Here is a 26487-nt window from a genome sequence, read left to right on the forward strand (position 1 = left end):
GGAGCCAAGCGTCAGGGACCAGCCCGTGGCAGCGCCGCGCGAGCCAAGCCAGGCCGCGACGGTGCACCCCGCGATGGTGCACCCCGCGACGGCGGATACTCCCGCGACGGTGCACCCCGCGCTGGCGGTCGTCCCACTGGCGGTCGCCCCACTGGCGGTCGCCCCGCGACCGGCGGTTACCGCGGTTCGTCGGAGGGTTCAGGCGAGGGCCGTCCCTTCGCCAACCGCACCCCCAAGCAGGCCGGCGCCAAGCAGGGCGGCAACCGACAGAAGCCAACCGGTCCCAAGGCCTTCGGCAGGGAACGCTTCGGTCAGAGCCTCGGACCGGTCCGTCGGCCCAAGGCACAGGGCCCCAAGGCACTGCCCGTCGATCGCCTCGACGTCCACAACCCCGACGGTGTGCGCCTGCAGAAGATCATGGCCTCGGCAGGAGTGGCGTCACGCCGGGTCTGCGAGGAAATGATCGAGGACGGCCGCGTCGAGGTCGACGGCACCATCGTCACCGACCTCGGTGTCCGGGTCGATCCCACCCAGGTCGCCATCCACGTTGACGGCATTCGTCTGCAGCTCAACGACCACCTGGTCTATTACGTCTTCAACAAGCCCAAGGGCGTCATCTGCACCATGGAGGACCCCGAGGGCCGTCCCTGCATCAGTGACTACCTGAAGAACAAGAACGAAAACGAGCGGCTCTTCCACGTGGGTCGTCTCGACGTCGCCACCGAGGGCCTGCTGCTCCTGACGAACGACGGCGAACTCACCAACCGCCTCACCCACCCGTCCTACGAGGTCCCCAAGACCTACCTGGTGCAGGTCCGCGGCCCCATGGCCCACGGCATCGGCGCGCAGATGCGAGAGGGCATCGAACTTGAAGACGGCATCGCCAGCGTCGACTCGTTCAGGCTCGTCGATTCCACCCCGGGACACATCCTGGTGGAGGTTGTCCTTCACTCGGGCCGCAACCGTGTGGTCCGTCGCCTCTTCGAAGCTGTCGGCCACCCGGTCGAGCGGCTGGTCCGCACCCAGGTTGGCCCCATCCGGGTCAACGACCAGCGCCAGGGCAGCATTCGTGTCCTGGGCAACCAGGAAGTCGGACACCTGTTGGCAGCGGTGGGACTCTAAACCATGCCTGGCGTTAACAACGGCGGCACCCACCTGTCTGGTCCCGTGCTCATAGTGGGCACGGGGCTTTTGGGCGCCAGCATTGGGCTGGGGCTGAAGGCACGTGGGATCGACGTCGTCCTCACCGATATCTCTCCGTCCACCCAAGCTGTGGCCGAGGATATTGGCGCGGGCCGGGCCCTGAACCCGGTCGAGACGTTCGAACCGGAACTGGTCGTCATCGCAGCGCCACCGGACGTCACGGCTGACTTGAGTGCCAAGGCGCTCACCGAGTACCCAAACGCCGTCATCGTCGACATTGCCAGCGTCAAAGCCTCGGTGCTTGACCACCTGACCACCGTCGTCGACGACACGGCGCTAGGCCGCTACGTGGGGACCCACCCGATGGCTGGCCGGGAGAAATCCGGGCCGGTTGCCGCCAGCGCCGAACTGTTCACCAGCATGCCGTGGGTGGTCTGCGCTTCAGAGCACAGCACCGCCGTGGCCATCCGCACCGCCGAAGCGTTGGCCATCGATCTGGGCGCCGTCGTCGCGCGCATGAGCGCCGAGGATCACGACCAGTCGGTCGCGCTGATCTCCCACCTACCGCAGGTCCTTTCCTCGCTGGTGGCCAGCAGGCTGCAGGATTCACCACCCCACGCGCTGGCCCTGGCCGGCAACGGGTTGCGCGATGTGACCCGGATTGCCGCCAGCGACCCACGGCTCTGGGTGCAGATCCTCTCCGCGAACGCGGACCGTCTGGTGGAGATCCTGTATGGGGTGCGCGAGGACCTGAACCGTTTGATCGGCACCCTTGAGAATCCCACGGGGGCAGGCTCGCGCCTCGACATGGCCCAGCTGATTTCCGAGGGCAACGTGGGCCAGGCCCGCATCCCCGGCAAGCATGGCACCCCGCCCGAAGCGTTCGCCCGCATGACGGTGCTCGTCGATGACGTGCCGGGGCAGATTGCGCGGCTCCTCACCGAGATTGGCGACGCCGGCATTAACCTTGAGGACCTGAGGCTGGAACACTCGCCCGGGCGTCAGGTGGGTATGGCCGAAATTTCGGTGGTGCCCGGCAAACGGCACGATCTCCTTGAATTCCTTACCGCCAACGGATGGAAAGTGGTCCAGTGAACACCCCCCATTCCTTATTCCGCATCGGCAAGTCCCTTGTCGTCGCCATCGACGGGCCCTCCGGGTCCGGTAAGTCCAGCGTGAGCCGTGAGGCTGCACGTCAACTCCATGCCGCCTACCTGGACACCGGTGCCATGTACCGGGCAGTCACCTGGCATTGCCTCGCGGAAGGGGTGGACCTGGGTGACGGCGCCGCCGTCGAACACGCCGCCCGCACGATCGAGCTGGATATCAGCACCCGTCCCGACGCCGAGTCAGTGACGGTCGGTGGTCAGGATGTCACCGCCGCGATCCGCGAACCGCGCGTCTCCGAGGCCGTTTCGGCGGTGGCCACCACCCTGGGCGCCCGCAGCGAACTGATCCGCCGTCAGCGGCAGATCATCGCCGACTCGGGGCACCGCATCGTGGCCGAGGGCCGGGACATCACCACCGTGGTCGCCCCCGACGCTGAGGTGCGGATCCTGCTGACCGCCAGCGAGGCCGCCCGCCTGCGCCGCCGTGGCGACCAGCTCGGTGGCACCCAGACCGACGCGCAGCTGCAGGAACAGGTCATCGGCAGGGACACCAAAGACTCGAAAGTCGTCAATTTTCACCAGGCCGCAGATGGCGTGGTTACCGTAGATTCATCGGAACTCGATTTCGAGCAGACCATCACGGCTGTGCTCGACGTCGTTCGAACCGTTGCACACTGATAACGAAGGAATGCACTCATGACTGACAACCAGGCCCGCCCTGACATTGAAGGGGCAGAAGAGTTTGAGCCGACCGGCGAGGACTCGATTGCGGAGCGCCTGGCCGGAATCGACGACGACGAAGCCGAGATCCGCGCGCGGTCCCTCCGGGCCGGACTCGACGACTATGACCTCGACGAGGAAGACGCTGCCCTGCTGGCGTTGGAGCCCGAGGACTATGACCCCGACGCGCCCCTGCAGCTCGACCCGGTACTTGCGATCGTTGGACGTCCCAACGTCGGCAAGTCCACCCTGGTCAACCGCATCCTCGGCCGCCGCGAAGCGGTAGTCGAAGACACCCCCGGCGTCACCCGTGACCGGGTCATGTACTCAGCGACCTGGAACGGTCGCGGGTTCACCCTCGTGGACACCGGCGGCTGGGAGCACGACGCCCGTGGCATCCACGCCCGGGTCGCCGACCAGGCCGAGATCGCCGTCGACATGGCCGACGCTGTCCTGCTGGTCGTCGACGCCACCGTTGGCGCCACCGCCACCGACGAAGCCATTGTGCAGATGCTCCGCAAGAAGAAGAAGCCGGTCATTCTCGTCGCCAACAAGGTCGACGACATCCAGAATGAAGCCGACGCCGCCACCCTGTGGGGTCTCGGCTTCGGCCAGCCCTGGCCCGTTTCGGCCCTGCACGGCCGCGGGACCGGCGACATGCTGGACCAGGCGCTCGAGGTGCTGCCGAAGTTCTCGGCGCACGGCGGACTGGAACGCTCCGGCGGTCCTCGTCGGGTTGCCTTGATCGGCCGCCCCAACGTCGGCAAGTCCTCGCTGCTGAACAAGCTCGCAGGCAGCGACCGGGTAGTGGTGGATCCGCTGGCCGGAACCACCCGCGACCCGGTCGACGAAATGATTGAGCTCGACGGCCGTGTCTGGCGGTTCGTGGACACCGCAGGCATCCGCCGCCGTGTGCACATGGCACAGGGCGCCGACTTCTATGCGTCGCTGCGGACCCAGTCGGCCCTGGAAAAGGCCGAGGTGGCAGTGGTGCTGCTGGCCGTGGACGAGGTGCTCAGCGAACAGGACATCCGAATCCTCAACCTCGCCATGGAGTCCGGCCGTGCCCTGGTGCTGGCGTTCAACAAGTGGGACCTGATGGACGACGAGCGCCGCAAGTACCTGGAGCGCGAGATCGAGCAGGACCTGGCCCATGTCGACTGGGCGCCCCGCGTGAACATCTCGGCGCTGACCGGCTGGCACAAGGACCGGCTCACCCCGGCCCTGGACCAGGCCCTCGAATCGTGGGACACCCGGATCCCGACCGGACGCCTCAACGCGTTCCTCGGCGAGCTGGTTGCTGCCCACCCGCACCCGGTCCGCGGTGGAAAGCAACCCCGGATCCTCTTCGGCACGCAGGCCTCCTCGCGTCCGCCGAAGTTCGTCCTCTTCACCACCGGGTTCCTGGATCCGGGCTACCGCCGGTTCATCCAGCGTCGCTTGCGGGAGACCTTCGGCTTCGAGGGAACGCCCATCGAGGTCGCCATGCGGGTCCGCGAGAAGCGCGGCAAGAAGAAGTAGCAAGGAACGACCCTCAGGGTCAGGATTGCCGCTTCCTAGCGGCAATCCTTGGCCCGGTGGCCGTTTTTACCTGAGAAACCTGTTTACGGCTCGTCTGGTTCGTCCGGAGGCCTGGCATGCGATAGGATTCTTCAGGTGGTTCGGCCTTCATTGGCCGGCCAATCGGGATGTGGCGCAGCTTGGTAGCGCACTTGACTGGGGGTCAAGGGGTCGCAGGTTCAAATCCTGTCATCCCGACAGCGAAAAACCCGCCGATCTAGGCTTTGCAGCCCGGATCGGCGGGTTTTTCTTTGCCCGTGGGTTATCTGCGCCGGGACTATTTTCGTTCCAGAACCCGCCGACGCACCTTACTGGCATCCACCCAGACGTACCGGGCGAGGCTCTTCTCAACCCATTGGATGCGGACGGCTGCGTCGGTCCACCCGAGGGCGAAGGCCTTGACCGTGGCTGTGTCGCCGTCAGCGTAGGTAAGGTCGGTCCACAGCGGGATCGTTGCCTTGGTGGTATGCACGTCCGCCGGGTCAGGTGCATTCACCTGCAGGGGCCGCCGCCAGTTGCGGGCACCGGGAGCCAGGCCCCAGCTGTCGCCGTGAAACTTATGCCCCATGGGCACGAGGATAGCCCCGGCCAATGACAGGCGGGTCTCCCGGGTTGAGGCACCACCGAAGGTCTGGCGTTGCGGCTGATGTGTCGGCGCCCGAGGGGTTAGGAGGCGGTGCGGGGGATTCGGCGCAGTCCTTCGGCGTCTTCGATGCTGCTCCGGCCGCGGCCTTGCCGGAGCAGTTTTTTGGCGGCGAAATCGGACATCTACTGCTCTTAGAGGGTGTTTACCGCAGACGGCGCCCTATCCGCCGCCTGCGGTGATTGGCTTATTCGGCTAGGGCGTTGATGACGGCGAGGGCGACGTCGTGGCTGGATTGGGGGTTCTGGCCGCTAATCAGGTTGCCGTCGCGCACCACGAAGGATGACCAGTCAGGGCCCAGCTCCACTACGGCGCCCTGCTCCTGCAGTGCGGTCTCCACGAACCACGGAGTGTTCTCCCCGGTTCCCCCGGATAACTCCTCCTTGTTGGTGAACACGGTCATCCGCCGGCCCTCGAAGGCGAACCTTCCGTTTCCGTCCACTGCACTGAGCAATCCGGCAGGACCGTGGCAGAACGGAGCGATGATTCGCCCGCTGTCGTTGGCGGCGATCAGGATGCGGCCAAGGTCCTCGTTCTGAAACAGGTCAGCCATCGGGCCGTGCCCGCCTGGCAGGACCACAGCGTCGTAAATCGCGGCGTCCACTTCGGCGAGGACCAGCGTTGCGGATAGTTCATCGTCGATGGAGGTGATGTACTCCCGGAACTCATCGACTTTCTCCTGCCCTCCGGCCATTTCCGGGGCGAGGCTGACCTGGTCGAACGTCGGCTTCACCCCGCCAGGGGAGGCGATGTGGACCGTGTGTCCGGCGCCGAGGAGGGTCCGGTGGGAAACCACCAGTTCCTCGGCCCACACCCCGGTAGGGTGCTGACTACCGTCCTTCATCGTCAGGGAATCAGCGGCCGAAACGACCATCAGAATCTTTGCCATGGTGTTTTTCTCCTTTGTGATAGCAGGTAGGCCCACGCACGGACCTGTAAAAGGAACCTGTGCTTGGACCCCCGTACGGGTTCTTTTGAGGGGTCATGCGGTGAGGGCGGTCTAGTCTGTGGGGGCGTTCTCGGGAGCCCTGTGCGGTTTATCCGTAGCAGGTGCTGGGACCGGCTTTGCAACGTCCACAATCAGTGGGTGGCATAAGGTTTGCCTGCGAAGACCTGCAGGATTACTAGGCGGGCGTGGTCAGGCGGCTCCACGCGGCTAGGCCAAGTTCAGGTACGGGCTGCGTGTGAAGAAGTCTCATACCCCGCACAACCAGCCCCGCAACGTGGGTATTCCCCGTTATCCGCCGTCACCGCTCAACCACTCGAACGGTGACCGGCCCCGGACCCAGGTGATGGAGCAACGTGTCTATTGAGCAACGTACTTGGGTCCAGTTCGACGCGTCGTTGTCTTCGACCGAACCCCGTCAGATGCGGCGGAGAAGACGTTGGGAGGAAGTAGCGCGGCGCTACCGCTGAGGTGAGCAGACCACGGACTAAAGACCCTAATCCAATTGGGCCCAACGGAGTTAGATAGCAGATGAGCAGGAAAGTCCCTCAACTTGCGACTCGAGAGGTAAGGGCAAAATCATGAGCGGGAGCATCATCGCGAGATGGCGTGCGGGCGCGGCGGCTGCGAAGCGGAGCGTCATCGTGGGTGGCCTCGTGTCAGGGCTCGTACTGACCGGTGTGATTCCCACGGGGACCGCGGTCGCAGCGCCGGCCTACACCGCTCCAGGGATGACCGTCGAGGAGTCACCTGCCGCACTGCCAGCGCAGACTCTGCCGTCCAACCCCTCCAACAGTTTTTCGGCGCCCTACCAGATCGGGAGGGGATGGACGGCCTCACGCACGATCTCGGTCGGCGACTGGGATGGCAACGGCTTCAGCGATCTGATGCTGATCGCGTCCGACGGCCGACTCCTCTATTACGCGGCCAACGCTCGGGAGCGTTTCGCGTCCCCCCGCCAGATCGGGAACGGCTGGCTGGTCGCCGAGAGCGTCCAGGGTGGCGTGGACTGGAATCGTGACGGTGCCCTCGACCTGATCGCACGCTTCAAGGACGGGCGGTTGATGCTGTACCCCGGCAACGGCTCGGGTGGATTTCTCGCTGCGCGCCAGATCGGCCATGGTTGGCTGAGCATGCGGACGTGGACGCCGGTGCAGCAGTCCGTCAACGGGTATCCCGCTGTCGCGGCCACCGACAAGGCCGGCTTCATGCACGTCTACCCGACCAACGGCACCGGTAGCTTCCTTCCCCGTATCAGACTGGGTGGAGGCTGGCTCCCCATGCGCCAGGTCGTGGGAGCGGGCGACTGGGACAAGAACGGCCGCTCTGACCTGCTCGTTGTGGACAGCGAGGCCAGATTGCGCCTCTATGCCGCCACGTCCAGCGGCACATCGTTCCCCATGACACAGATCGGAACGGGGTGGTCCGCCTTCCCAAAGATCTTCGCCACTCAGCTCGATCCTCGCGCCCAGACGATCTGGGCGGTGCGGACGGACGGCGCCCTGTATGCCTATCCCGCGAAGTACAGCGGGCCCAACGCCGCATTCGTGCCATGGCCATCCGTCCCCACCAGATGGGATGACACCGACTGGGAGACCTTCCCCACGACGCGCCCCGTCGTGGCCCTCACCTTCGACGGCGGTGCCTCCAATGCGGGGGTGACCTCCATCCTCAACACTCTCGACCGGTATGACGCGACGGCGTCCTTCTTCGTGACCGGCCAGTTCGCGCGTGCATATCCTGCCAGCGTGCGCGCCATGGCAGCTGACGGATACCCCGTCGGCAACCACTCCAACACCCACCCGCATTTCTCGCAGCTCACCAACGAGGCCATCCGGCTCGAACTGGCGCGAGCGGAGGCCGCCATCTGGCCGCTCACCGGCAAGACGACCATGCCCTACTTCCGGTTCCCCTACGGCGATCGGACCCAGCTCGACATCGACGTCGTCAACGGTTTCGGTTACGTTCCGTTCCGTTGGACGGTGGACACGCTGGGCTGGCGAGGGACATCCGGCGGCATCACCGCCTCGATTGTGTGCCAGCGGGTCCTGAACACGGCCCGTCCCGGCCAGATCGTTCTGATGCACGTGGGTTCCAACCCGAACGACGGCACCACCCTCGACGCCGCCGCCCTGCCCTGCATCATCGAAGGGTTGCGCGCCAGGGGCTACGGCTTCGTCACGGTGGAGGCTCTGCTGGACTGATGGAGTGCCGCATCACCGGTCCGCGTCACCCGGCCGACTTGTAGCCTCCCTCGGCGGTGTGCATACGACGAACTGTGACGCCGCCAGGTTCAGTCCGGGGTATGCGGTCGTATCTTAGAAGAGTGAACCCTTTCGTGGCCGCCGCTATCGTCGTTGTGCTGGTCCTCGGTGCCCTCGGCATCGGACTGGCCATGCGTCACCGGTCTGGCGGCAAGCGCTCCGTGCAGGTGGGGGAGATCGCCCCGGCGGACGTGGACCTCGCGGTCCTGGGCGAACGCGCGACAGTGGTCCAGTTCAGCACCGCTTACTGCTCCCGCTGCCCTGGCGTACGACGGGCCCTCACCAACACGGTCAGGGATTACGACGGCGTCGTGTACACCGACGTCGACCTCACCCACCGGCCACATCTCGCCTCGCGGCTGAAGGTGATGCAAACCCCTACCGTGCTCGTCGTCAATCCGAACGGCGATGTCGCTGCACGCTACGCGGGCGCGGTATCAGTGGCGTCCATCCGTGCCGAAATTGACACCCTGGAAGGACCCGGCGATGACCGCCTTGCCTCATAACCCCTCGACCACACCTCTCCCCGGTATTGACCCTCGTGGCCCACGGTTCGCGGCCGCGTTGACGGCCTGCCTGCTGCTGGTCGGCACCTTCTTCGCTCTCCTGACGGCGGACGCGACTCCGAGCATGAGTCTCGCGGAAAGGGTGTCCGACCCCGGGTTCATGATGCTTGCGAGCACCGCCTTCCTGTTCGCCTGGGGCTTCACGTCCCCACGAACCGCTCTCTGGGGCGTGCTGTTCCGCAAGGTTCTCAGCCCCCGGCTCACACCGCCGGTCGATCGTGAAGACCCTCGACTGCCACGTTTTGCTCAGGTGGTCGGCTTCATTGTGGTGACGATGGGACTGCTGCTGCACCTCGCGGCCGTCCCATGGGCGCTTCCAATCGCCGGAGGTGCCGCGTTCGTCGCCGCGTTCCTGAACGCAGCGTTCGGACTGTGCCTCGGCTGCCAGTTGTACCTGGTCCTGGCGCAGGCCGGGCTCATCCGGCCACGAGGCGGACTCGCCGGCGCCTGAGCGAGGCAGCTCAAACGAATCACCGTCTCACGACCGGTCCTGACACCTTCAGCGGACAAGGCCGGTACCCCGGAGTATGTTGGAGCCATGGCATCTGAGGCAACAGTCCTGTCCGTTGACGGACCCCACGGCACCCGCGACGTGCGGATCTCCAGTCCCAGCCGGGTGCTCTGGCCCGATCTCGGTATCACCAAGCTCGACCTCGCCAAATACCTGGTCGAGGTGGGGGAGGCCTTCGTCGCTGCCAACGGTGACCGCCCCCTCGCCCTGCAGCGGTTCAAGGACGGGATCGACGGCGAACAGTTCTTCTCCAAGAACCCGCCCAAGGGTGCACCCGACTACATCCGATCGTGCCCGTGATCTACCCGAGCGCCCGATCCCACCCGCAACTCGTCATCGATGAACGTGCCGCCGCCGTCTGGGCAGCCCAAATGAACACCATCGTTTTCCACCCCTGGCCGTCACGGGCCGAGAACTCCGACAACCCTGACCAGTTGCGCATCGACCTGGATCCCCAGCCGGGAACCGATTTCGACGACGCCGTCCCCGCCGCAATCGAACTGCGCAAGGTGCTCGAGGAGGCCGGACTCAACGCCTTCATCAAAACCTCCGGCAACCGGGGGCTCCACGTCTTTGCCCCGATCGAGCCGGTCCGGGAGTTTCTCGACGTCCGCCATGCGGTGATCGCGGCAGCCCGCGAACTGGAACGCCGCATGCCCGACGCCGTCACCACCGCGTGGTGGAAAGAGGAACGTGGGGAGAAGGTGTTTGTCGACTTCAATCAGGCCAACCGGGATCGCACCATCGCCGGTGCCTACAGTCCGCGGGCCCTGGCCCACGCACCGGTCTCCTGCCCGATTGGGTGGGAGGAGCTGGAGAGCGCCGACCCGAAGAACTTCACCGTCCTCACGGTGCCCGAACGGCTTAAAACCGTCGGCGATCCGTGGGCCAGCTTCCACGAAAAGCCCGGCACCATCGACAAACTGCTCGACTGGTGGCAGCGCGACCTCGACTCCGGTCTCGGCGAGCTACCCTTCCCGCCGGACTACCCGAAGATGCCGGGCGAGCCCTCCCGCGTCCAGCCCAGCAGAGCGAAGAAGGACAAGTAGGTTCTCGGGTTTTATTCTCTAGGCGAGGACCTCATTCAGGTCATACGCCACCGGGACCTCCAACTGGTCGAAGGTGCAGGACTCGGGGTCGCGGTCCGGCCGCCACCGGGAAAACTGGGCCGTATGACGGAAGCGCGAGCCCTCCATCTGGTCATAGCGCACCTCCATCACCCGCCGCGGGTGCAGCCGCACAAAGGACACATCCTTGCCGGAAGCGAACCGGCTTCGATCGGTTTCCCCACGGACAGGCTCACCTGAAGCATCGCGCACGACGTCGGACGCCAGCTCATCGACCAGCTCCAGCCGGCGTTTGTTGGTGAACGCCGACGCGCCGCCCACATTGCGCAGTTCGCCGTCGTCGTACAGCCCCAGCAGCAGGGACCCGACACCGGCGCCGCTGGTGTGCACCCGGTAACCGAGGACGACGACGTCGGCGGAGCGGTGATGCTTGATCTTGAGCATGCGGCGCTTGCCAGGCTCATATCCGGCGTCCAGCGGCTTGGCGACGACGCCGTCGAGTCCAGCTCCCTCAAACTCGACCAGCCAGCGGCGGGCGAGCTCTACGTCGTCGGTGGTTTGAGACACATGGACAGGGGCAGCGAACGCACCAGCAATGCCCTCCAGGGCGGCCCGACGCTCAGCGAACGGTGAGCTCATCAGATCCTTCGACCCAGCAGCCAGCAGATCGAAAGCGACGAACGAGGCGGGTGTTTCCTCGGCCAGTAACCTGACCCGGCTGTCGGCGGGGTGGATGCGCTGCGACAGCGCCTCCCAGTCCAGCCGCTCATTGCCGGGGGAGCCGGTGCGGACCACAATCTCGCCGTCGACCACGCAGCGCTCCGGAAGGGACACCTTCAGCGCCTCAACCAGTTCCGGAAAATACCGGGTGAGCAGCTTCGACCCGCGGCTGCCGATCTCCAGGGTGTCGCCATCGCGGTGGATGATGGCTCGGAATCCGTCCCATTTCGGTTCGTACAGCAGGCCGCCAGCCACACTGTCCGGCTCGGGCACATCGCTGACGGCTTTGGCGAGCATGGGCTGAACGGGGAAGGGGAGATCGGTCATGAACCGATCTTTCCTCACTCGGCGAGCTGAGGGTAGTCCACCCCTGCCCATCGTCCAATCACTATGCCTATACTCGATCAGTGGCATCCAGCGGACGTCGCGCCCAGTCACACCGGAGTACGACGAAAGGCTGCCCATGAGCAACGTTCCAGATAACCTTCACTACACGGCTGAGCACGAATGGGTGACCCCGCGAAGTACCGACGGTGTGGTCCGCGTCGGCATCACGGACTTCGCGCAGGACGCTCTGGGCGACGTCGTCTACGTCCAGATGCCGGAGGCCGGCTCGCCGGTGACCGCGGCCGACGTCGTCGGTGAGGTGGAATCCACCAAGAGCGTCAGCGACATCTACGCGCCCGTGACCGGTGAGGTGGTGGCCCGAAATGAGGCCCTTGAGGACAATCCCGCGCTCATCAACTCTGATCCCTACGGTGAGGGGTGGCTCCTTGAAATCAAGGTCGCCGATCCATCCGTCGTGGATGAGCTTCTGAGTTCATCGGATTACTCACAGCAGGTAGGCTAGGGGTACCGGCTCGTCCGGCACAACTAGGCAAGATCACCGTTGCAAGGACACGGTGGCCAACCGGTCGTTCGACTGGTTGGCCACATATTTTGGGGAGGAACACCATGGTTGGCAACGAGAACGCGGCCACGTATGGCGGAAGAGAAAATCAGGCTCCGTCGCCGGAGACCACCACAATTGGGATCCCGGCGCTAGCCCCCACCGCAGTGGACCCAAAGCTGTCCCCGGAAGAGCAGGCGGCGGTCGCCGCGCTGCCCAGCACCTCTGCCTTGCTCGTGGCTCATACCGGCCCCAATTCCGGCGCCCGCTTCCTCCTGGACCAGGACGTGACAACGGTCGGACGCCACCCCAACGCTGATATCTTCCTCGACGACGTTACGGTGTCCCGCAAGCACGCCCAGTTTGAGCGGACCGACACCGGATTCACCGTGCTGGATACCCGTAGCCTCAACGGCACCTACGTCAGCAACGACCGGGTGGACAAGGTTGCGTTGCGCAACGGCAACGAAATCCAGATTGGCAAGTTCCGCCTGACCTTCTACAGTGCCCGGACAGCAGCGCCACAGCAGTCACCAGTTCAGCCTCTCGGACAGGAATAGGTCCCGCTGCATGCCCTCACCCCAGCCAGCTCGGCGCACCGTAGGACTCGCACCAGAACGAGTCCACGGCAATGTGCTCAACATCGGCGAGGTCCTCACCGAACTGTCCGGGGACTTCCCGCAGATCACTGCGTCCAAAATCCGGTTCCTGGAGGAAAAAGGGCTGATCTCCCCTCAGCGCACCCGGGCCGGATACCGGAAGTACGCGCCGCATGATGTGGAGCGCCTCCGCTTTGTGCTGGCACTGCAGCGGGACCAGTACCTGCCGCTGAAGGTCATCAAGGACTACGTGGACGCGATCGACCGCGGTGAGAAGCCGGAATCGCTGCCCGGCGGTATGACCCTGTCCCCGCGGATGGTCTCGGACCAGATGTCCCGCGACCTGCACTCCCACACCCGCTCCCTGACCCTCGAAACTCTGACGGCCGAGGCCGGCGCCAGGCATGCCTGGTGCTCGATCTGGTGGGCTTTGGCCTGATCGCCCCGGTTGACGGCCGCTTTGACGAACATGCCCTCCGCGTCACCCGGGCATGCGTATTGCTGGAGGGCCACGGGATCGAACCCCGGCACCTCCGCCCTTTCCGCGCCGCAGCTGACCGCGAACTGGGCCTCGTTGAGCGGGTTGTGACACCCGTCGCTTCCCGTCGGGACGTGGCCTCCAAGGCACGCGCCGCCGAAATGGCCCGCGAAATCAGCGAGCTGTGCCTGAACCTGCACACAGCGTTGGTACAGGGCCACATTTCCCGCATGGATAGCTAGGGGGCCGCAATGCTTGAAGTAGAAGTCGTCGGAGTCCGAATCGAACTGCCCTCCAACCAGCCCCTGGTGCTGCTGAAGGAAACCAAGGGGGAACGCCACATCCCGATCTGGATTGGCGCCCCGGAAGCCAGCGCAATCGCCTTCGTTCAGCAAGGCATTGTCCCGCCCCGGCCCATGACCCACGACCTCCTCGTCAGCGTGGTCAGCGCCCTCGGCCGCGAGATCAGCCAGGTCCGGCTGATCTCCGTCGAAGATACCGTTTTTCACGCAGAGCTGGTGTTCGACGACGGCACGGCGGTGAGCTCGCGCGCATCCGATGCCATCGCGGTCGCCCTCCGCGTCCCCTGCCCCATCTACTGCGCCGTCTCTGTCCTGGACGAGGCGGGCGTGGAGATCACCGAGGCAGCTGACGACGACGACGATACTCCCGCTGCGCCACCAGTCAATGCCGAACGGGAGTTGCGCCAGTTCCGCGAGTTCCTCGCCGACGTGGAACCCGAGGATTTCGAACGTTAAGGTTCCGACACGCCAGACTCTTTATGCCCTGCATCTTTGACCTGGAGTGCCCGGCGATCTAACGTCGAAGCATACGGTTTCATTGCACTACCCATTAACTCAGGGCAGACTTGAGAGCAAACCCTGAGAATCCGGTGCGTGCCCAGTGCCTACCGTCCAAGTATTCCCACGGTTATCAGAACGAGGAGGCAGCACGTGAGTCCGAAAGGCGACGCCGGCACGGGTTCCAACGCGGTTGCGTCCGGATCCGGGATCCCGGCCAGTGCGCAGGGCCTGCTGTTCACCGAAGATCTCCCCGTCCTTGATGAAGATGCTGGCTACCGCGGCCCCACTGCCTGCAAAGCGGCCGGCATCACGTACCGCCAGCTCGACTACTGGGCCCGGACTGGCCTCGTGGAACCAGCAGTCCGAGGCGCCTCCGGTTCGGGCACCCAGCGACTGTACGGTTTCCGGGACATCCTGGTACTGAAGGTCGTCAAACGACTGCTCGACACAGGCGTCTCCCTCCAGCAGATCCGCGCCGCAATTGAGCACCTCCGAGAACGCGGCGTCGAGGATCTAGCCCAGATCACCCTGATGAGCGACGGCGCCAGCGTCTACGAGTGCACCTCGGCCGAGGAAGTTATCGACCTGGTCCAGGGTGGCCAGGGCGTATTTGGCATTGCTGTCGGCAAGGTCTGGCGTGAGGTGGAAGGCAGCCTCGCGGCCCTCCCCAGTGAACACGCAGCCGATCAGGACTTCCCCGACGATGAACTCAGCAAGCGCCGGGCCACCCGCAAGATCAGCTAGGGCCGAGCTAACCCACCCATAGATTAGGCGAGGCCCCCTTCGAGCAGGCGAGAGCCACTTGAGCCAGGCGAGGCCCCTTCGAATGAGGCGAGAGCCACCTGAGCCAGGCGAGAGCCACCTCGTTCCCTCAGGCGCGTCGGGCCACCCGGCTTCTCAGCCGGCCGGAATCCACCAGGTTTTTCAGCAACTCATCAAAGTAGCCGGCGGCATTGCGCGCCGATTCGCCCGGCCAATGGTGCACCGAGTGGGCGGCACCCTGGATCTGCTGCCAGTTCGCCTGCTCAGTAATGGTGGGACTCAATAGGAGATCACCAAACATCTGGCGCATTTCCGCGAGGCGGAACGCGTGCTCGTTCGAACCGGGACGTACCCGGTTGGCGACAATCCCTGCGGTGGACAGATTCGGCGCAAATTCTCGTTTGAACAGCTCGATAGCCCGCATGGTCCGCTCTGTGCCTGCCACCGAGAACAGGCCCGGCTCGGCGACCAGCAGCACCCGGTTGCTGGCGGTCCACGCCATCCGGGTCAGCCCGTTGAGGGATGGCGGGCAATCGATGAGGACCAGCCCATAACCCTCCAGACGCGACAGCAGGGTGGTGAGCCGTCGCAGATCCCGCCGTCCCAGATCTGGTCGGTCGTAAATACCCGAGTAGGCGGAGCCCACTGCGACGTCGAGAACAGGTGCCTTCCCCGACAACGGCGGGTTCTGTTGGATGGCCGAAGCCACCCAACCGCTGGGCACCACGTTGGCTCCGAGGTCGCCGCGACGCGCAATCTTCAGCAGACGGCCGATATCGAGTTGATCAGCGGATCTCACACCCAGACCGGTGGTGGCGTCAGCATGCGGGTCCAGATCAACGACCAGGGTCGGGATTCCAGCGGCAAGCGCTGCCGAGGCCAATCCGAGAGTCACGGACGTCTTGCCGACACCGCCCTTGAGGCTGCTGATGCTCACTACTTGCACTTGTTAAACCAATACCTAACATCTCGTGTGCGCGGCTGCCGGACGTCGCGCCAGCGGGAATCCTGGGCCGCAGTTTGAGCCGGCGGCCCCTATTTCGTCTGGGTTTGGTCAGTTCCGCATCAATGGCGGTCGACCTACCGTTCCATCATAGGTGAGCGGTAGGGGTTCCGAAGTCAGCGGTGCCCGGGACGCCGGTCAGATGTTGAGAAAGGTTAAGAGGTCGACGTCACAGCGCGGTAGGGTGAGGATTGCCGTGATGCAGGACACGGACGCACGTATCCATTGGTGAGATGCACGGACGCAGGAGAGCAATGTTTTCGAAGATTCTGGTAGCAAACCGTGGCGAGATTGCCATCCGCGCCTTCAGGGCTGGCTTTGAGGTGGGGGCAAAGACGGTTGCTGTGTTCCCGTACGAGGACCGCAACTCGATCCACCGGCAGAAGGCAGACGAGGCTTACCTCATTGGTGAAGAGGGTCACCCGGTCCGCGCCTACCTGGACGTAGACGAAATTGTGCGCGTCGCCAAGGAATCCGGGTGTGACGCCATCTACCCGGGCTACGGTTTCCTGTCGGAAAACCCGGGACTCGCCCGGGCCGCCGAAAAGGCCGGCATCACCTTCGTCGGACCGCCAGCCGATGTGCTGGAACTGGCGGGCAACAAGGTCCACGCGCTGGAGGCCGCCCGCAAGGCAGGCATCCCGGTCCTGAAGTCATCCCAGCCGAGCGCCGACCTGGACGAGCTGATCGCCGCGGCTGACGAGATCGGGTTTCCCATCTTCGCCAAGGCGGTTGCCGGCGGTGGCGGTCGCGGAATGCGCCGCGTCGACAAGCGGGAGGCGCTGCCCGAGGCCCTCGAGGCTGCCATGCGGGAAGCCGACTCCGCGTTCGGTGATCCGACCATGTTCCTGGAACAGGCGGTGCTCCGTCCCCGCCACATTGAGGTGCAGATCCTCGCGGACGCGCAGGGCAATGTGATGCACCTGTTCGAGCGGGACTGCTCCATTCAGCGCCGGCACCAGAAAGTCATCGAGATTGCTCCAGCTCCGAACCTTGATGAGGGCATCCGGCAGGCCCTGCATCGGGACGCGGTCGCTTTCGCCACCGCCCTGGGTTATGTCAACGCGGGCACCGTCGAGTTCCTCGTCGACACGGTGGGGGAGCGGGCGGGTCAGCATGTCTTCATCGAGATGAACCCCCGCATCCAGGTGGAGCACACGGTCACCGAGGAGATCACCGACGTCGACCTGGTGCAGGCGCAGCTGCGCATCGCCGCGGGTGAGTCCCTCGCGGACCTTGGCCTGAGCCAGGACAGCGTCCAGGTGCGGGGTGCTGCCCTGCAGAGCCGCATCACCACCGAGGACCCCGCCAACGGTTTCCGGCCCGACGTCGGACAGATCACCGCCTACCGGTCCGCTGGCGGCGCCGGGGTGCGGCTCGACGGCGGCACCGTCTACGCGGGCGCTGAAATCAGTCCGCACTTCGATTCGATGCTGGTGAAACTGACCTGCCGTGGTCGCGATCACAAGTCGGCCGTGACCAGGGCCCGACGCGCCCTGGCCGAATTCCGGGTCCGAGGGGTGTCGACCAACATTTCCTTCCTGCAGGCCGTCCTTGACGATCCCGACTTCATCGCCGGCGACGTCGCGACCAACTTCATCGACGAACGCCCCGAACTGCTCACCGCCCGGGTCTCCGCAGACCGCGGGACCAAGCTGCTGACCTGGCTGGCAGATGTGACAGTCAACAAGCCCCACGGTGAGCGGCTCGTGGAAATCGACCCCGCCGACAAGCTGCCCGTTGCTGGTGAGGGCGAGGCGCCCCCAGGGCCGGGGTCGCGTCAGCGGCTGCAGGAACTCGGTCCCGAGAAGTTCGCTGCCGAGCTCCGCGCCCAGAAAGCCGTCGCCGTCACCGACACCACTTTCCGCGACGCGCACCAGTCGCTGCTCGCCACCCGGGTCCGCACCCGTGACCTGGTGGCCGCCGGCGACGCCGTCTCCCGCCGGACACCCCAGTTGCTGTCCGTTGAGGCGTGGGGTGGTGCCACGTACGACGTCGCACTCCGGTTCCTCGGTGAGGAACCGTGGGAGCGTCTCGCAGCCCTGCGCAAGGAACTGCCAAACATCTGCCTGCAGATGCTGCTGCGAGGCCGGAACACGGTCGGTTACACCCCGTACCCCGAGGAGGTCACCGAGGCCTTCGTGAAGGAGGCAGCCGAGACCGGCATCGACATCTTCAGGATCTTCGACGCACTCAATGACGTCTCCCAGATGGAACCGGCCATCCGCGCGGTCCGTGCAACCGGTACCGCGGTGGCCGAGGTTGGCCTTTGCTACACCTCCAACATGCTCGACCCCGAGGAGAAGCTCTACACCCTGGAGTACTACCTCGAGCTGGCGCAGCGGATCGTCGACGCGGGCGCCCACATCCTGGCGATCAAGGACATGGCCGGCCTGCTGCGGCCAGCGGCAGCCGCCCAGCTCGTCACTGCCCTGCGTGAGCGTTTTGACCTGCCCGTTCACCTCCACACCCACGACACCGCCGGTGGCCAGCTGGCCACGCTGCTCGCCGCTGTGGACGCGGGAGTGGACGCCGTCGACGTCGCGAGCGCCTCCCTCGCGGGGACCACGAGCCAGCCCTCGGCGTCGGCCCTGGTCGCGGCCCTGGCCAATACTGAACGGGATACCGGGATTTCGCTGGCGGATATCTGCTCGCTGGAACCCTACTGGGAAGCGGTCCGCCGGGTGTATGCCCCGTTCGAGTCGGGGCTGCCAGGACCTACAGGTCGGGTGTACCGGCATGAGATTCCGGGCGGCCAGCTGTCCAACCTTCGCCAGCAGGCCATCGCCCTGGGCCTCGGGGAACGGTTTGAAGCTATCGAGGACATGTACACGGCGGCGGACCGGATACTTGGGCGGCTCGTGAAGGTCACCCCGTCGTCGAAGGTGGTGGGGGATCTCGCGTTGCAGTTGGTGGGGACCAACGTGGATCCCGCCGACTTCGAGGAGAATCCGCAAAACTACGACATCCCCGATTCGGTGATCGGTTTCCTCAGCGGGGAACTCGGGGATCCTCCCGGCGGGTGGCCAGAGCCCTTCCGTACCAAGGCCCTGCAGGGCCGCGAAATCAAGGTCCGCGACGCGGAGATCAGTGCCGAGGACCTGGCTGCGCTGACCGGGGATTCGAAAGTCCGACGCGCCACCCTCAACCGGTTGCTGTTCGCCGGCCCCACCAAGGATTTCCTGGCCACCCGGGAAACCTACGGCGACGTCTCGGTCCTGGACACCCGCGACTACCTGTATGGCTTGCAGCAGGGCAGTGAGCACGTCATCCCGCTCGAAAAGGGTGTCCGGCTGATCGCCACCCTCAGCGCGGTGTCGGAGCCTGATGAGAAGGGGATGCGCACGGTGATGTGCACGCTGAACGGGCAGATGCGGCCCGTCGTCGTGCGTGACCGCAGCATCCACAGTGATGTCAAGGCGGCGGAGAAGGCGGACAAGTCGGCGCCGGGCCAGATCGCTGCGCCTTTCGCCGGTGCTGTCACCGTCACGGTTGCCGAGGGGGACACCATCGAGCAGGGCGCGACGATCGCCACGATCGAAGCGATGAAGATGGAAGCCGGAATCACCTCGCCGGTGGCAGGCACGGTCAAGCGGATCGCCGTCGACGCCGTCTCCCAGGTGCAGGGCGGGGATCTGCTGATGGTGATCGAGACCGCCTAGCCGGTACGGCCGTGCGGGGTCTGGTGCGCTAGTGTTTGGCTGGAGACCACGGCGCATTTGGCGCGCCATCTTCGAACCTGTGAGGAACTATGGCCCCGCAAGATCCGTCCGGTACCGGCCCGGACATTGACCCATCCGACGACTCCCAGTCCGACCTACCGGAGACTGATTCTCCTCACGCCGAGGACAACGCGGATGCTTCCGTCTCCGTGGGTCGTGATTCCGAGGGTCGAGGATCGGTTGACCACGAGTTGGCGACCGATCATGGAGCGTTGACCGGCCTTCCGGTCGACTACACCTCGGCGCTGCCCCTCGGGAACGCCGACGCCCCGGCACTGCCATCCGCGGTGCAGTCGGTGCTGGCCGCGCCTGCGGCTAAGGCGCCGGTAACTCCTGCGATGCCTTCAGTTTCCGCGACGTCTACAGTTTCTGCGGCGTCTGAGCCGGCGGCGGATCTTGCGGGCTGGTTCCCCTCGCTACTGCCACGCCCCCGGTCGAGCGGCCAGCCGCTGAGACCACTGAAGCGCGCAGCGCCCGCCGGCAGAAGGAAACCGGTCCTGAAACCGCCGCCTCACTGACGGCTGAGCGGCTCCTTGAGGTAACGAAGCGTCCCCCTGTTGACGGCTGGCGCAAGCTTCTCCATACGCTGAGCTTTGGCTATCTGAACCTCGGCGATTCTGACGCCGTCCGGATCCGCCGCGCACTGGAGCACCGGATTTCGGTGCGGTTGGGGGAGCGCACCCGCTATGTTCCCGTGCTGTCGCGGAAAGGCGGGGTGGGAAAGACCACTGTCACCACGCTGCTTGGCATGACGCTGGCCCAGGTCCGCGAAGACCGCATTATTGCGATGGACGCCAACCCGGACCGGGGGACGCTCTCCGACCGTTCGCCCGGCAAGGCCGACTTCACAGCCCGCCAGCTGGTGCAGAACCGGTTCATGGTGGATTCCTTCGCCCAGCTCTCCAGCTATGTGGCTCGCGAAGGGTCCCGGCTGCATGTGCTGGCCTCCGATACGGACCCGGCAATCGCCCAGGCATTCGACGACGCCGACTACCGCGCGGTCACCGATATCCTGAGTCGCTACTACTCGATTGTGCTGACCGATTCGGGCACCGGCATGGTGCACTCGGTGATGAAGGGAACCCTCGAGAAGGCCGACGCCGTCGTGCTGGTTTCCGGTGGAAGTGTGGACGAGGCCCGGCTGGCTTCCGAAACCCTGTCTTGGCTCGAGGCACACGGACGCCACGACCTGGTGGCTAGTGCCATCGTCGTGATCAACCTGTCTTCCGGGAACGGAACCCAGGTGAACGTGACCGAAATCGAAGAGCACTTCCGGTCCCGAGTCAGCACCGTTGTCCGCATTCCCTACGACCGTCATCTGGCAGAAGGTTCACAGGTGGACCTGGCCCGGCTGAAACCGGCAACGCGGGATGCTGTCGTCGAACTTGCGGCGCTGGTCGTCGACGAACTGCAGTGACTCACTACGACCTGGCGATAGTCGGTTCCGGTTCCGGCAACAGCCTGATCACCCCCGACTGGGATGACCGAAAAGTGGCGTTGATCGACGGCGGCGTGTTCGGCGGGACCTGCCTGAACGTCGGCTGTATACCGACGAAAATGTTCGTCTTTCCTGCCGAACTGGCCACCGGGGCACAAGAGGCGCAGTCACTCGGTGTCGACCTTGAGCTCCGCGACGTCAGGTGGAGGACCATCAGGGACCGCATCTTCTCCCGGATCGACGCGATTTCCCGGGACGGCAGACGATACCGGGCAGACGAGCTGGACAACGTCACCCTGTACCAGGAATACGTGCGGTTCACGGGGGAGAAGTCCTTCGTCACCGCGACGGGCGAGGAGATCCACGCGGACCAGGTCGTCATCGCAGCGGGATCACGGGCGGTGCTACCGGACATTCCGGGAATCACCCTTCCGCAGGTGCATACCTCGGACACCATCATGCGGTTGGATGAGTTGCCGGCGCGGATCCTCATCATCGGCGGCGGCTACATTGCCGCCGAATTCGCTCACATCTTCGGCGCGTTTGGCTCAGCTGTCACCATGGTTAACCGCTCCGGCAGCCTGTTACGTACCCTCGACGACTCCGTCTCGGAAGCGTTCACCGCGGAGGCGCTTCGCCGGTGGGACGTCATCCTCAATCACACCGTCGCCTCACTGACCGCCAACGACGACGGATCCGTGCACGCGGTAATCGACGGACCCGAAGGTCAGGAACTGGACGTCGACGTCGTGCTGGTGGCCATCGGCAGGGTGCCGAACACCGACCGGTTGGGAGCCGCCGACGTCGGGCTCGATCTCGATACTGAGGGTCGCCTGGTCGTGGACGGACACCAGCGGGTCCTCCGCGACGGTTCGCCTATCGACGGGCTATGGGCCCTGGGTGACGTCAGCAACCGGTTCCAGCTCAAACACGTCGCCAACCATGAGGCGCGGGTCGTCTCGCACAACCTGATCCATCCTGGCAGTCTGCGCACCAGTGACCACCGGTTTGTTCCGGCGGCGGTGTTCACGCACCCTCAGGTAGCGGTTGTCGGCCTGACCGAAGCTGAAGCACTGGCGAAGGCCGAGGCTGAAGGCTTTGAGATCACTGTTTCCGTCCAGCAATACGGGTCGACGGCGTTCGGCTGGGCGATGGAGGACACCACCGGTTTTGTGAAGCTGATCGCCAACCAACGCACCGGCATGATTCTCGGCGCCCACATCATGGGCCACGAGGCGTCGATGATCATCCAGCCGGTCATCCAGGCGATGTCCTTCGGACTCGATGCCCAGACCATGGCCAGCGGACAGTACTGGATTCACCCGGCCCTCACGGAAGTAGTCGAGAACGCTCTACTGTCCCTGAAGACCGGGTAAGTCAGCTACCGATCTCCGGCTGCGCTAGGCGCGAGGGGCCGAGTAGATGCCCTCGACCACCGAGGAGTAATCCTTCAGGACCTGGGCCCGCTTGATCTTCAGGGATGGGGTCAGGTGCCCGCTGGTCTCGGTGAAGTCGGTGGCCACAATTCTGAACGCCTTGATTGACTCGGCTTGCGAGACATTCGCGTTGGCCTGATCCACCAGTTGCTGCACTTCGGCGGTAACCAGTGGGTGTTCGGCGGCCTGAGCCACGGTGGTGTTCTTGGGTAGCTGGTGGCGCTCAAGCCAGCCCGGCAGAGCCTCTTCGTCAAGGGTGATCAGGGCCGAGATGAAGGCCCGGTGATCGCCGACGACAACGCACTGCGATACCAGGGCGTTGGATCTGATGGTGTCTTCCAGCTGTGCAGGGATGACGTTCTTGCCACTCGCGGTGACGATGATTTCCTTCTTGCGACCGGTGATTTTCAGGAACCCGTCGCCATCCAGCTCGCCGATATCGCCCGTGCGGAACCAGCCGTCGGCGAAGGCTTCTTCGGTGAGATCATCGCGCTTGTAGTAGCCGCGCATCACGCAGACGCCCTTGGCGAGGATTTCGCCGTCGTCGGCAATCTTCACTGCGTTGCCGGGAAGCGGCGCCCCGACCATGCCGATCTTGATCTTCTTCGGTGTGCTCACGGTGATCGGTGCCGTGGTCTCGGTGAGGCCATACCCCTCGAGAACCATCAGACCAATGCCGTGGAAGAAGTGGCCCAGCCGGTCGCCCAGTGGTGCGCCGCCGGAGACGGCATGCTCCACGCGGCCGCCCATGGCTTCGCGGATCTTGCTGAAGAGGATCCGGTCAAAGACCGCGTGTTTTACCTTGAGCGCCAGCGGTACCTTGCCGGCCTGGTCGGCTTTGGACCATTCGATGGCCACCTTGGCGCCGGCGTGGAAGATCTTGCCCTTGCCGCCGTCCTCGGCTTTGAGCATCGAGTTGTTGTAGACCTTCTCGAACACGCGGGGGACGGCGAGGATGAAGGACGGCTTGTAGCTTTGCAGATCCGGGAGCAGGTTCTTGACATCGGGGGTGTGGGCCACGGTTGCGCCGACAGACACACACAACACGGAGATGAACCGGGCGAATACGTGGGCCAGGGGGAGGAACATGATGGTCTGGGCACCCTCGTGGGCTACCTCGGGGAGTGCCGCCCCGGCGTTCACCGACAGCTCGACGAAGTTCCCGTGCGTCAGCTCGCACCCCTTGGGCTTGCCTGTGGTGCCCGACGTGTAAATGATGGTGGCGACGTCGTCGAGCCCCGCGGTCCGACGGCGGTCTTCCAGCGCTTGATCATCGATGTCGGTACCGGCGCCGCGCAGGGGATCCAGGCCGTTGTTGTCCAGCTGCCACACGTGCTGAACACCGGGGATGTTCGCTGCGGCTGCCGCCTGGCGCACCACGTTCTCATGGCGGGCCGATTCGACGAAGGCAGCGACCGCGCCCGAATCCTCAAGGATCCAGCCCACCTGTGAGGGTGATGAGGTTTCGTAGACGGGTACTGAGATGGCTCCGGCAAACCAGATCGCGAAGTCCACCAGCGACCACTCGTACCGGGTGCGAGCCATGATCGCCACGCGGTCGCCGGCCTGGACGCCGCTGGCCATCAGGCCTTTTGCGAGGAGCTGGACGTCAGCGAGGAATTCAGTCGCCTGGATGTTCTGCCACTCTCCGGCGTTGTCCTTTTTGGAGAACAACGCTGGGTTGGACGGCTTTGCAGCCTGTTTGACAACCAGCTCCGTGATATTACTGTCACGGGGCGTGTCCACCATTACGGGGACGCTGTATTCGCGCACGACTATCTCCTTTGATATCTCCAAAACTTGCTGGATTTCATTAGCCTATAGGTTCAACCGACGTTAATACTCTCCAGTAATGTACGAATCGGTAACGGTAGGGCAACGCCGATGGCAATCCAGCGGAGGACAACCAATGATCAGGCAGACGGACGCCCCGGCAGTGCCCCGGCTGCGGGGTCAGCTCCGCGCCCCCGGTGGCGGGGGTCTGGGTGCCCGACGGCGGCCTGTTGGCTTCACCGCTGGCTACCCAGTTTCGCCCACGTTCCTGCGCCGTGGGCTTGCGATCGGGATCGATATTGGTGGGACCAAGGTGGCAGCCGGCGTCGTCGACATCCACGGCAACATCCTCGCCGAAGCCCGCAGGGATACGCCCGGGAACGATCCGAGGCACGTCGAAGCGATCATCGCTGAACTGGTAGCCGAGCTGTCGGTGGGCCACCGGATCCGGTCGGTGGGGATCGGCGCCGCTGGCTGGATGGACCTGACCAACGGGACCGTGCTCTTCAGCCCCCATCTGGCGTGGCGCAATGAGCCCCTACGCCACAATCTGGAGCGGATCCTTCGGCGGAGGGTGACCGTGGTCAACGACGCCGACGCCGCCGCGTGGGCCGAATGGCGGTTCGGTGCAGGCCAGGGGGAGAGCCGGTTGGTCTGCATCACCCTGGGCACCGGCATCGGCGGAGCCATGATCATGGACGGCGCCCTGGAGCGGGGACGTTTCGGGGTGGCTGGGGAGTTTGGCCACCAGATCATCGTGCCGCAGGGTCACCGCTGTGAATGCGGAAACCGGGGATGCTGGGAGCAGTACGCCTCAGGCAACGCGTTGGGGCGGGAGGCGCGGGAGCTTGCGACCGCCAACTCCCCGGTAGCCCAGGCATTGTTGAGGGAGGTCGACGGCGACCCGCAGCTCATCACCGGGGCCGTCGTCACCAAGCTGGCGCTGGAAGGAGACCCGGCGAGCCGGGAACTGGTCGACGACGTCGGGCAGTGGCTCGGGCTTGGGCTCGCCAACCTGGCTGCTGCGCTGGACCCGGGAACCTTTGTGGTGGGCGGCGGACTGGGTGCTGCCGGAGATGTGCTGCTGGAACCGGCCCGGCGAGCTTTTGGCCGCAACCTGACGGGTCGAGGGTTCCGCCCGGCTGCGCGGGTGGAAGCTGCAGCGTTGGGGCCTTCTGCCGGGTTGGTGGGGGCGGCGGATCTCTCCAGGTTGAGTCCACGGTTGAGCCGCGGGCGCGCTGGCCGGAACTAGAACGGGGCTTCTTAGGCGTTCCTGTCCTCCTGAGCGATAAGCGGCAGGCTATTGGTTGCGTTGCGCAACTATGAACGGCTGAAACTGCAAGACGCATCGACTCTTTTGAGTGGAACCGCAATGAGCACCGGACGATGGGCGCTCTTTGTACTTGCCGGAATACTCCTGATCATCTCGATCATCGGGACGCTGCAGGGGTCTGAGTACCTTTGGGCTACCGGTCTAGCATGGTGATCACGATGGGAAGTGTCCTTTGGGAACGGCACTAGGACCGAAAGAAGAAAGCCCTGGCCGCCAGCCAAGTCGCGGTGTCCCCAAGTTCGGCTTTATCGGGCCCTGCTTCGCTGAGTACACTGCTGCAACCGGTGGACTCCAGCGGACTCGTGGACCTTGATGCGCTGCATCTCTCGGTGCAGCGGGTGCCCAGGGGGCGGTCCGGTGATGGTTCTGTGGGCCCGAAAAATAGTTGAAAAAGTTTTTCGGGTGACCCTGAATCGGCCCCTATTTTGTCAGTGGGCGATGATGGAATAAAGATATGAAAGGCAGCGACGCTTCTGCTCCCGGATCGGGATTTTCCCCCGAAACCGGCCCCGGTTCTGGCCCGGATTCTGGCCCCGGTTCCGTCTTCGAGAGCGGGTCCTCGAACACTGCTTCGGGGAATGCGGGTGGGTACGGTCCGGGCGGTCCGCTGGGCGGGGAAGCGAGCTGGACCGCTCCGACCGGTCCGGGGGCTCCGGTGCCGTTGTCTGGCCAGGTATCGGTCGCGGCGATGGTGACGTTGAACGCTGACCAGACCATGAACCTACTCAAGACGCTCTCAGCGTTGCGGTCCTGGGTCGATGCGCAGGAAGCCAAAGCGGCCACCCATCTTTATGACCTGATGGCCGAGGAACACCCCTGGGTCGAAGACCTGGACCGTGTTCATGCCCTGGCTGCGTCGGAGATCGGTGCGGCCCTGCGTCTGCCGGAGCGCACTGCTGGTTCCCTGCTTGACCATAGTGAGCTGCTGGTCCGCGATTACCGGGCCACCCTGACCGCGTTGGAGGATGGCAGGTTATCGCGCCGTCATGCGTGGGCGGTGGT

The 26487-nt window shown here is 64.9% G+C and carries 21 protein-coding genes, 1 tRNA gene and 3 pseudogenes; 20 read left to right on the forward strand and 5 right to left on the reverse strand.

Going from position 1 to position 26487, the window contains the following annotated elements; genetic code table 11:
• From DDA93_RS14445 to DDA93_RS14465, 5 genes are all read left to right on the forward strand, one after another.
• Positions 1-1122 (forward strand): pseudouridine synthase (locus DDA93_RS14445; protein WP_133185555.1); only part of this gene is annotated, 1122 nt, incomplete at its 5' end.
• Positions 1123-1125: 3 nt separating this feature from the next.
• On the forward strand, positions 1126-2238 hold the full coding sequence (locus DDA93_RS14450; protein ID WP_116779158.1) for a prephenate dehydrogenase: 1113 nt from the start codon (positions 1126-1128) through the stop codon (positions 2236-2238).
• Complete coding sequence (gene cmk, locus DDA93_RS14455) at positions 2220-2930, forward strand: (d)CMP kinase (protein WP_024477537.1); 711 nt, start codon at positions 2220-2222, stop codon at positions 2928-2930. The genes DDA93_RS14450 and cmk overlap by 19 nt, the downstream gene beginning before the upstream one ends.
• Before the next feature lie 18 nt (positions 2931-2948).
• Positions 2949-4493, forward strand: coding sequence for a ribosome biogenesis GTPase Der (gene der, locus DDA93_RS14460; RefSeq protein WP_019481386.1), 1545 nt, complete (start codon positions 2949-2951; stop codon positions 4491-4493).
• 163 nt (positions 4494-4656) lie between these two features.
• Positions 4657-4730, forward strand: a tRNA-Pro gene (locus tag DDA93_RS14465).
• A gap of 79 nt (positions 4731-4809) precedes the next feature.
• Here the strand turns inward: DDA93_RS14465 and DDA93_RS14470 are convergent.
• On the reverse strand, positions 4810-5100 hold the full coding sequence (locus DDA93_RS14470) for a hypothetical protein (RefSeq protein WP_116779159.1): 291 nt from the start codon (positions 5098-5100) through the stop codon (positions 4810-4812).
• 262 nt (positions 5101-5362) lie between these two features.
• Positions 5363-6064: a type 1 glutamine amidotransferase domain-containing protein gene (locus DDA93_RS14475; RefSeq protein WP_116779160.1), complete on the reverse strand. Its 702-nt coding sequence runs from the start codon at positions 6062-6064 to the stop codon at positions 5363-5365.
• A gap of 638 nt (positions 6065-6702) precedes the next feature.
• Here DDA93_RS14475 and DDA93_RS16505 point away from each other — a divergent pair.
• The 4 genes and pseudogenes from DDA93_RS16505 to ligD all read left to right on the forward strand — a co-directional run bounded on the left by DDA93_RS16505 (position 6703) and on the right by ligD (position 10511).
• Entirely contained in the window at positions 6703-8325 is a 1623-nt protein-coding gene (locus tag DDA93_RS16505; RefSeq protein ID WP_207771358.1) for a polysaccharide deacetylase family protein, read from the forward strand.
• Between the two features lie 122 nt (positions 8326-8447).
• Positions 8448-8891 (forward strand): thioredoxin family protein, encoded by a 444-nt coding sequence (locus tag DDA93_RS14485; protein ID WP_024477539.1) that lies wholly within the window; start codon positions 8448-8450, stop codon positions 8889-8891.
• Positions 8872-9402, forward strand: coding sequence for a DUF4395 domain-containing protein (locus DDA93_RS14490; protein WP_116779162.1), 531 nt, complete (start codon positions 8872-8874; stop codon positions 9400-9402). Before DDA93_RS14485 ends, DDA93_RS14490 begins: the two co-directional genes overlap by 20 nt.
• 87 nt (positions 9403-9489) lie before the next feature.
• A pseudogene (gene ligD, locus DDA93_RS14495) lies at positions 9490-10511 on the forward strand (non-homologous end-joining DNA ligase).
• Between the two features lie 18 nt (positions 10512-10529).
• On the opposite strand, the gene DDA93_RS14500 reads toward ligD, so the two are convergent.
• On the reverse strand, positions 10530-11576 hold the full coding sequence (locus tag DDA93_RS14500) for an ATP-dependent DNA ligase (protein ID WP_019481375.1): 1047 nt from the start codon (positions 11574-11576) through the stop codon (positions 10530-10532).
• Positions 11577-11712: 136 nt separating this feature from the next.
• Between DDA93_RS14500 and gcvH the strand changes: the two genes are divergently transcribed.
• The 5 genes and pseudogenes from gcvH (at position 11713) to DDA93_RS14525 (ending at position 14762) form a co-directional block, all read left to right on the forward strand.
• Positions 11713-12099: a glycine cleavage system protein GcvH gene (gene gcvH / locus DDA93_RS14505; RefSeq protein WP_116779163.1), complete on the forward strand. Its 387-nt coding sequence runs from the start codon at positions 11713-11715 to the stop codon at positions 12097-12099.
• 104 nt (positions 12100-12203) lie between these two features.
• The gene (locus tag DDA93_RS14510) at positions 12204-12698 is read left to right on the forward strand and encodes an FHA domain-containing protein (protein WP_024477542.1); all 495 of its coding nucleotides are present in this window, start codon (positions 12204-12206) and stop codon (positions 12696-12698) included.
• A 10-nt stretch (positions 12699-12708) separates the two neighbouring features.
• A pseudogene (locus DDA93_RS14515) lies at positions 12709-13457 on the forward strand (MerR family transcriptional regulator).
• A gap of 9 nt (positions 13458-13466) precedes the next feature.
• Complete coding sequence (locus DDA93_RS14520) at positions 13467-13973, forward strand: bifunctional nuclease family protein (RefSeq protein ID WP_116779164.1); 507 nt, start codon at positions 13467-13469, stop codon at positions 13971-13973.
• A 195-nt stretch (positions 13974-14168) separates the two neighbouring features.
• On the forward strand, positions 14169-14762 hold the full coding sequence (locus DDA93_RS14525; RefSeq protein WP_019481370.1) for a MerR family transcriptional regulator: 594 nt from the start codon (positions 14169-14171) through the stop codon (positions 14760-14762).
• A gap of 127 nt (positions 14763-14889) precedes the next feature.
• On the opposite strand, the gene DDA93_RS14530 is transcribed toward DDA93_RS14525, so the two are convergent.
• Positions 14890-15726, reverse strand: a complete 837-nt coding sequence (locus DDA93_RS14530; RefSeq protein WP_024477544.1) for a ParA family protein — start codon at positions 15724-15726, stop codon at positions 14890-14892.
• A gap of 311 nt (positions 15727-16037) precedes the next feature.
• Here DDA93_RS14530 and DDA93_RS14535 point away from each other — a divergent pair, with 311 nt between their 5' ends.
• The 4 genes from DDA93_RS14535 (at position 16038) to DDA93_RS14550 (ending at position 22319) form a co-directional block, all read left to right on the forward strand.
• The gene (locus tag DDA93_RS14535) at positions 16038-19445 is read left to right on the forward strand and encodes a pyruvate carboxylase (RefSeq protein ID WP_116779165.1); all 3408 of its coding nucleotides are present in this window, start codon (positions 16038-16040) and stop codon (positions 19443-19445) included.
• 89 nt (positions 19446-19534) lie between these two features.
• Positions 19535-20023, forward strand: coding sequence for a hypothetical protein (locus DDA93_RS14540; protein ID WP_116779166.1), 489 nt, complete (start codon positions 19535-19537; stop codon positions 20021-20023).
• Between the two features lie 197 nt (positions 20024-20220).
• Positions 20221-20922 (forward strand): MinD/ParA family protein, encoded by a 702-nt coding sequence (locus DDA93_RS14545; protein WP_237742178.1) that lies wholly within the window; start codon positions 20221-20223, stop codon positions 20920-20922.
• Positions 20919-22319 carry a mycothione reductase gene (locus tag DDA93_RS14550; protein ID WP_116779168.1) on the forward strand — a complete coding sequence of 467 codons (1401 nt, stop codon included), beginning with the start codon at positions 20919-20921 and terminating at the stop codon, positions 22317-22319. The genes DDA93_RS14545 and DDA93_RS14550 overlap by 4 nt, the downstream gene beginning before the upstream one ends.
• Before the next feature lie 24 nt (positions 22320-22343).
• Here DDA93_RS14550 and DDA93_RS14555 read toward each other — a convergent pair whose 3' ends face one another.
• Entirely contained in the window at positions 22344-24152 is a 1809-nt protein-coding gene (locus DDA93_RS14555) for an AMP-dependent synthetase/ligase (RefSeq protein WP_024477546.1), read from the reverse strand.
• Positions 24153-24288: 136 nt separating this feature from the next.
• Between DDA93_RS14555 and DDA93_RS14560 the strand changes: the two genes are divergently transcribed.
• Both DDA93_RS14560 and DDA93_RS16510 read left to right on the forward strand, forming a co-directional pair.
• A complete protein-coding gene (locus DDA93_RS14560) occupies positions 24289-25404 on the forward strand; it encodes an ROK family glucokinase (RefSeq protein ID WP_207771359.1) in 1116 nt (371 codons plus the stop codon).
• Positions 25405-25939: 535 nt separating this feature from the next.
• Positions 25940-26487, forward strand: a pseudogene (locus DDA93_RS16510) (HNH endonuclease); the annotation flags it as partial.

This window comes from Arthrobacter sp. Bz4, assembly GCF_003075455.1.
Classification (GTDB): domain Bacteria; phylum Actinomycetota; class Actinomycetes; order Actinomycetales; family Micrococcaceae; genus Arthrobacter_D.

Excerpts from the sequence above, each read along its gene's own strand:
- DDA93_RS14535 (WP_116779165.1), top strand. The coding sequence starts at position 16,038 with ATGTTTTCGAAGATTCTGGTAGCAAACCGTGGCGAGATTGCCATCCGC.
- gcvH (WP_116779163.1), top strand. The coding sequence starts at position 11,713 with ATGAGCAACGTTCCAGATAACCTTCACTACACGGCTGAGCACGAATGG.
- DDA93_RS14560 (WP_207771359.1), top strand. The coding sequence starts at position 24,289 with ATGATCAGGCAGACGGACGCCCCGGCAGTGCCCCGGCTGCGGGGTCAG.
- DDA93_RS14520 (WP_116779164.1), top strand. The coding sequence starts at position 13,467 with ATGCTTGAAGTAGAAGTCGTCGGAGTCCGAATCGAACTGCCCTCCAAC.
- DDA93_RS14510 (WP_024477542.1), top strand. The coding sequence starts at position 12,204 with ATGGTTGGCAACGAGAACGCGGCCACGTATGGCGGAAGAGAAAATCAG.
- DDA93_RS14450 (WP_116779158.1), top strand. The coding sequence starts at position 1,126 with ATGCCTGGCGTTAACAACGGCGGCACCCACCTGTCTGGTCCCGTGCTC.
- DDA93_RS14540 (WP_116779166.1), top strand. The coding sequence starts at position 19,535 with ATGGCCCCGCAAGATCCGTCCGGTACCGGCCCGGACATTGACCCATCC.
- DDA93_RS14470 (WP_116779159.1), bottom strand. The coding sequence starts at position 5,100 with ATGGGGCATAAGTTTCACGGCGACAGCTGGGGCCTGGCTCCCGGTGCC.
- DDA93_RS16505 (WP_207771358.1), top strand. The coding sequence starts at position 6,703 with ATGAGCGGGAGCATCATCGCGAGATGGCGTGCGGGCGCGGCGGCTGCG.
- DDA93_RS14490 (WP_116779162.1), top strand. The coding sequence starts at position 8,872 with ATGACCGCCTTGCCTCATAACCCCTCGACCACACCTCTCCCCGGTATT.
- DDA93_RS14475 (WP_116779160.1), bottom strand. The coding sequence starts at position 6,064 with ATGGCAAAGATTCTGATGGTCGTTTCGGCCGCTGATTCCCTGACGATG.
- DDA93_RS14500 (WP_019481375.1), bottom strand. The coding sequence starts at position 11,576 with ATGACCGATCTCCCCTTCCCCGTTCAGCCCATGCTCGCCAAAGCCGTC.
- cmk (WP_024477537.1), top strand. The coding sequence starts at position 2,220 with ATGGAAAGTGGTCCAGTGAACACCCCCCATTCCTTATTCCGCATCGGC.
- der (WP_019481386.1), top strand. The coding sequence starts at position 2,949 with ATGACTGACAACCAGGCCCGCCCTGACATTGAAGGGGCAGAAGAGTTT.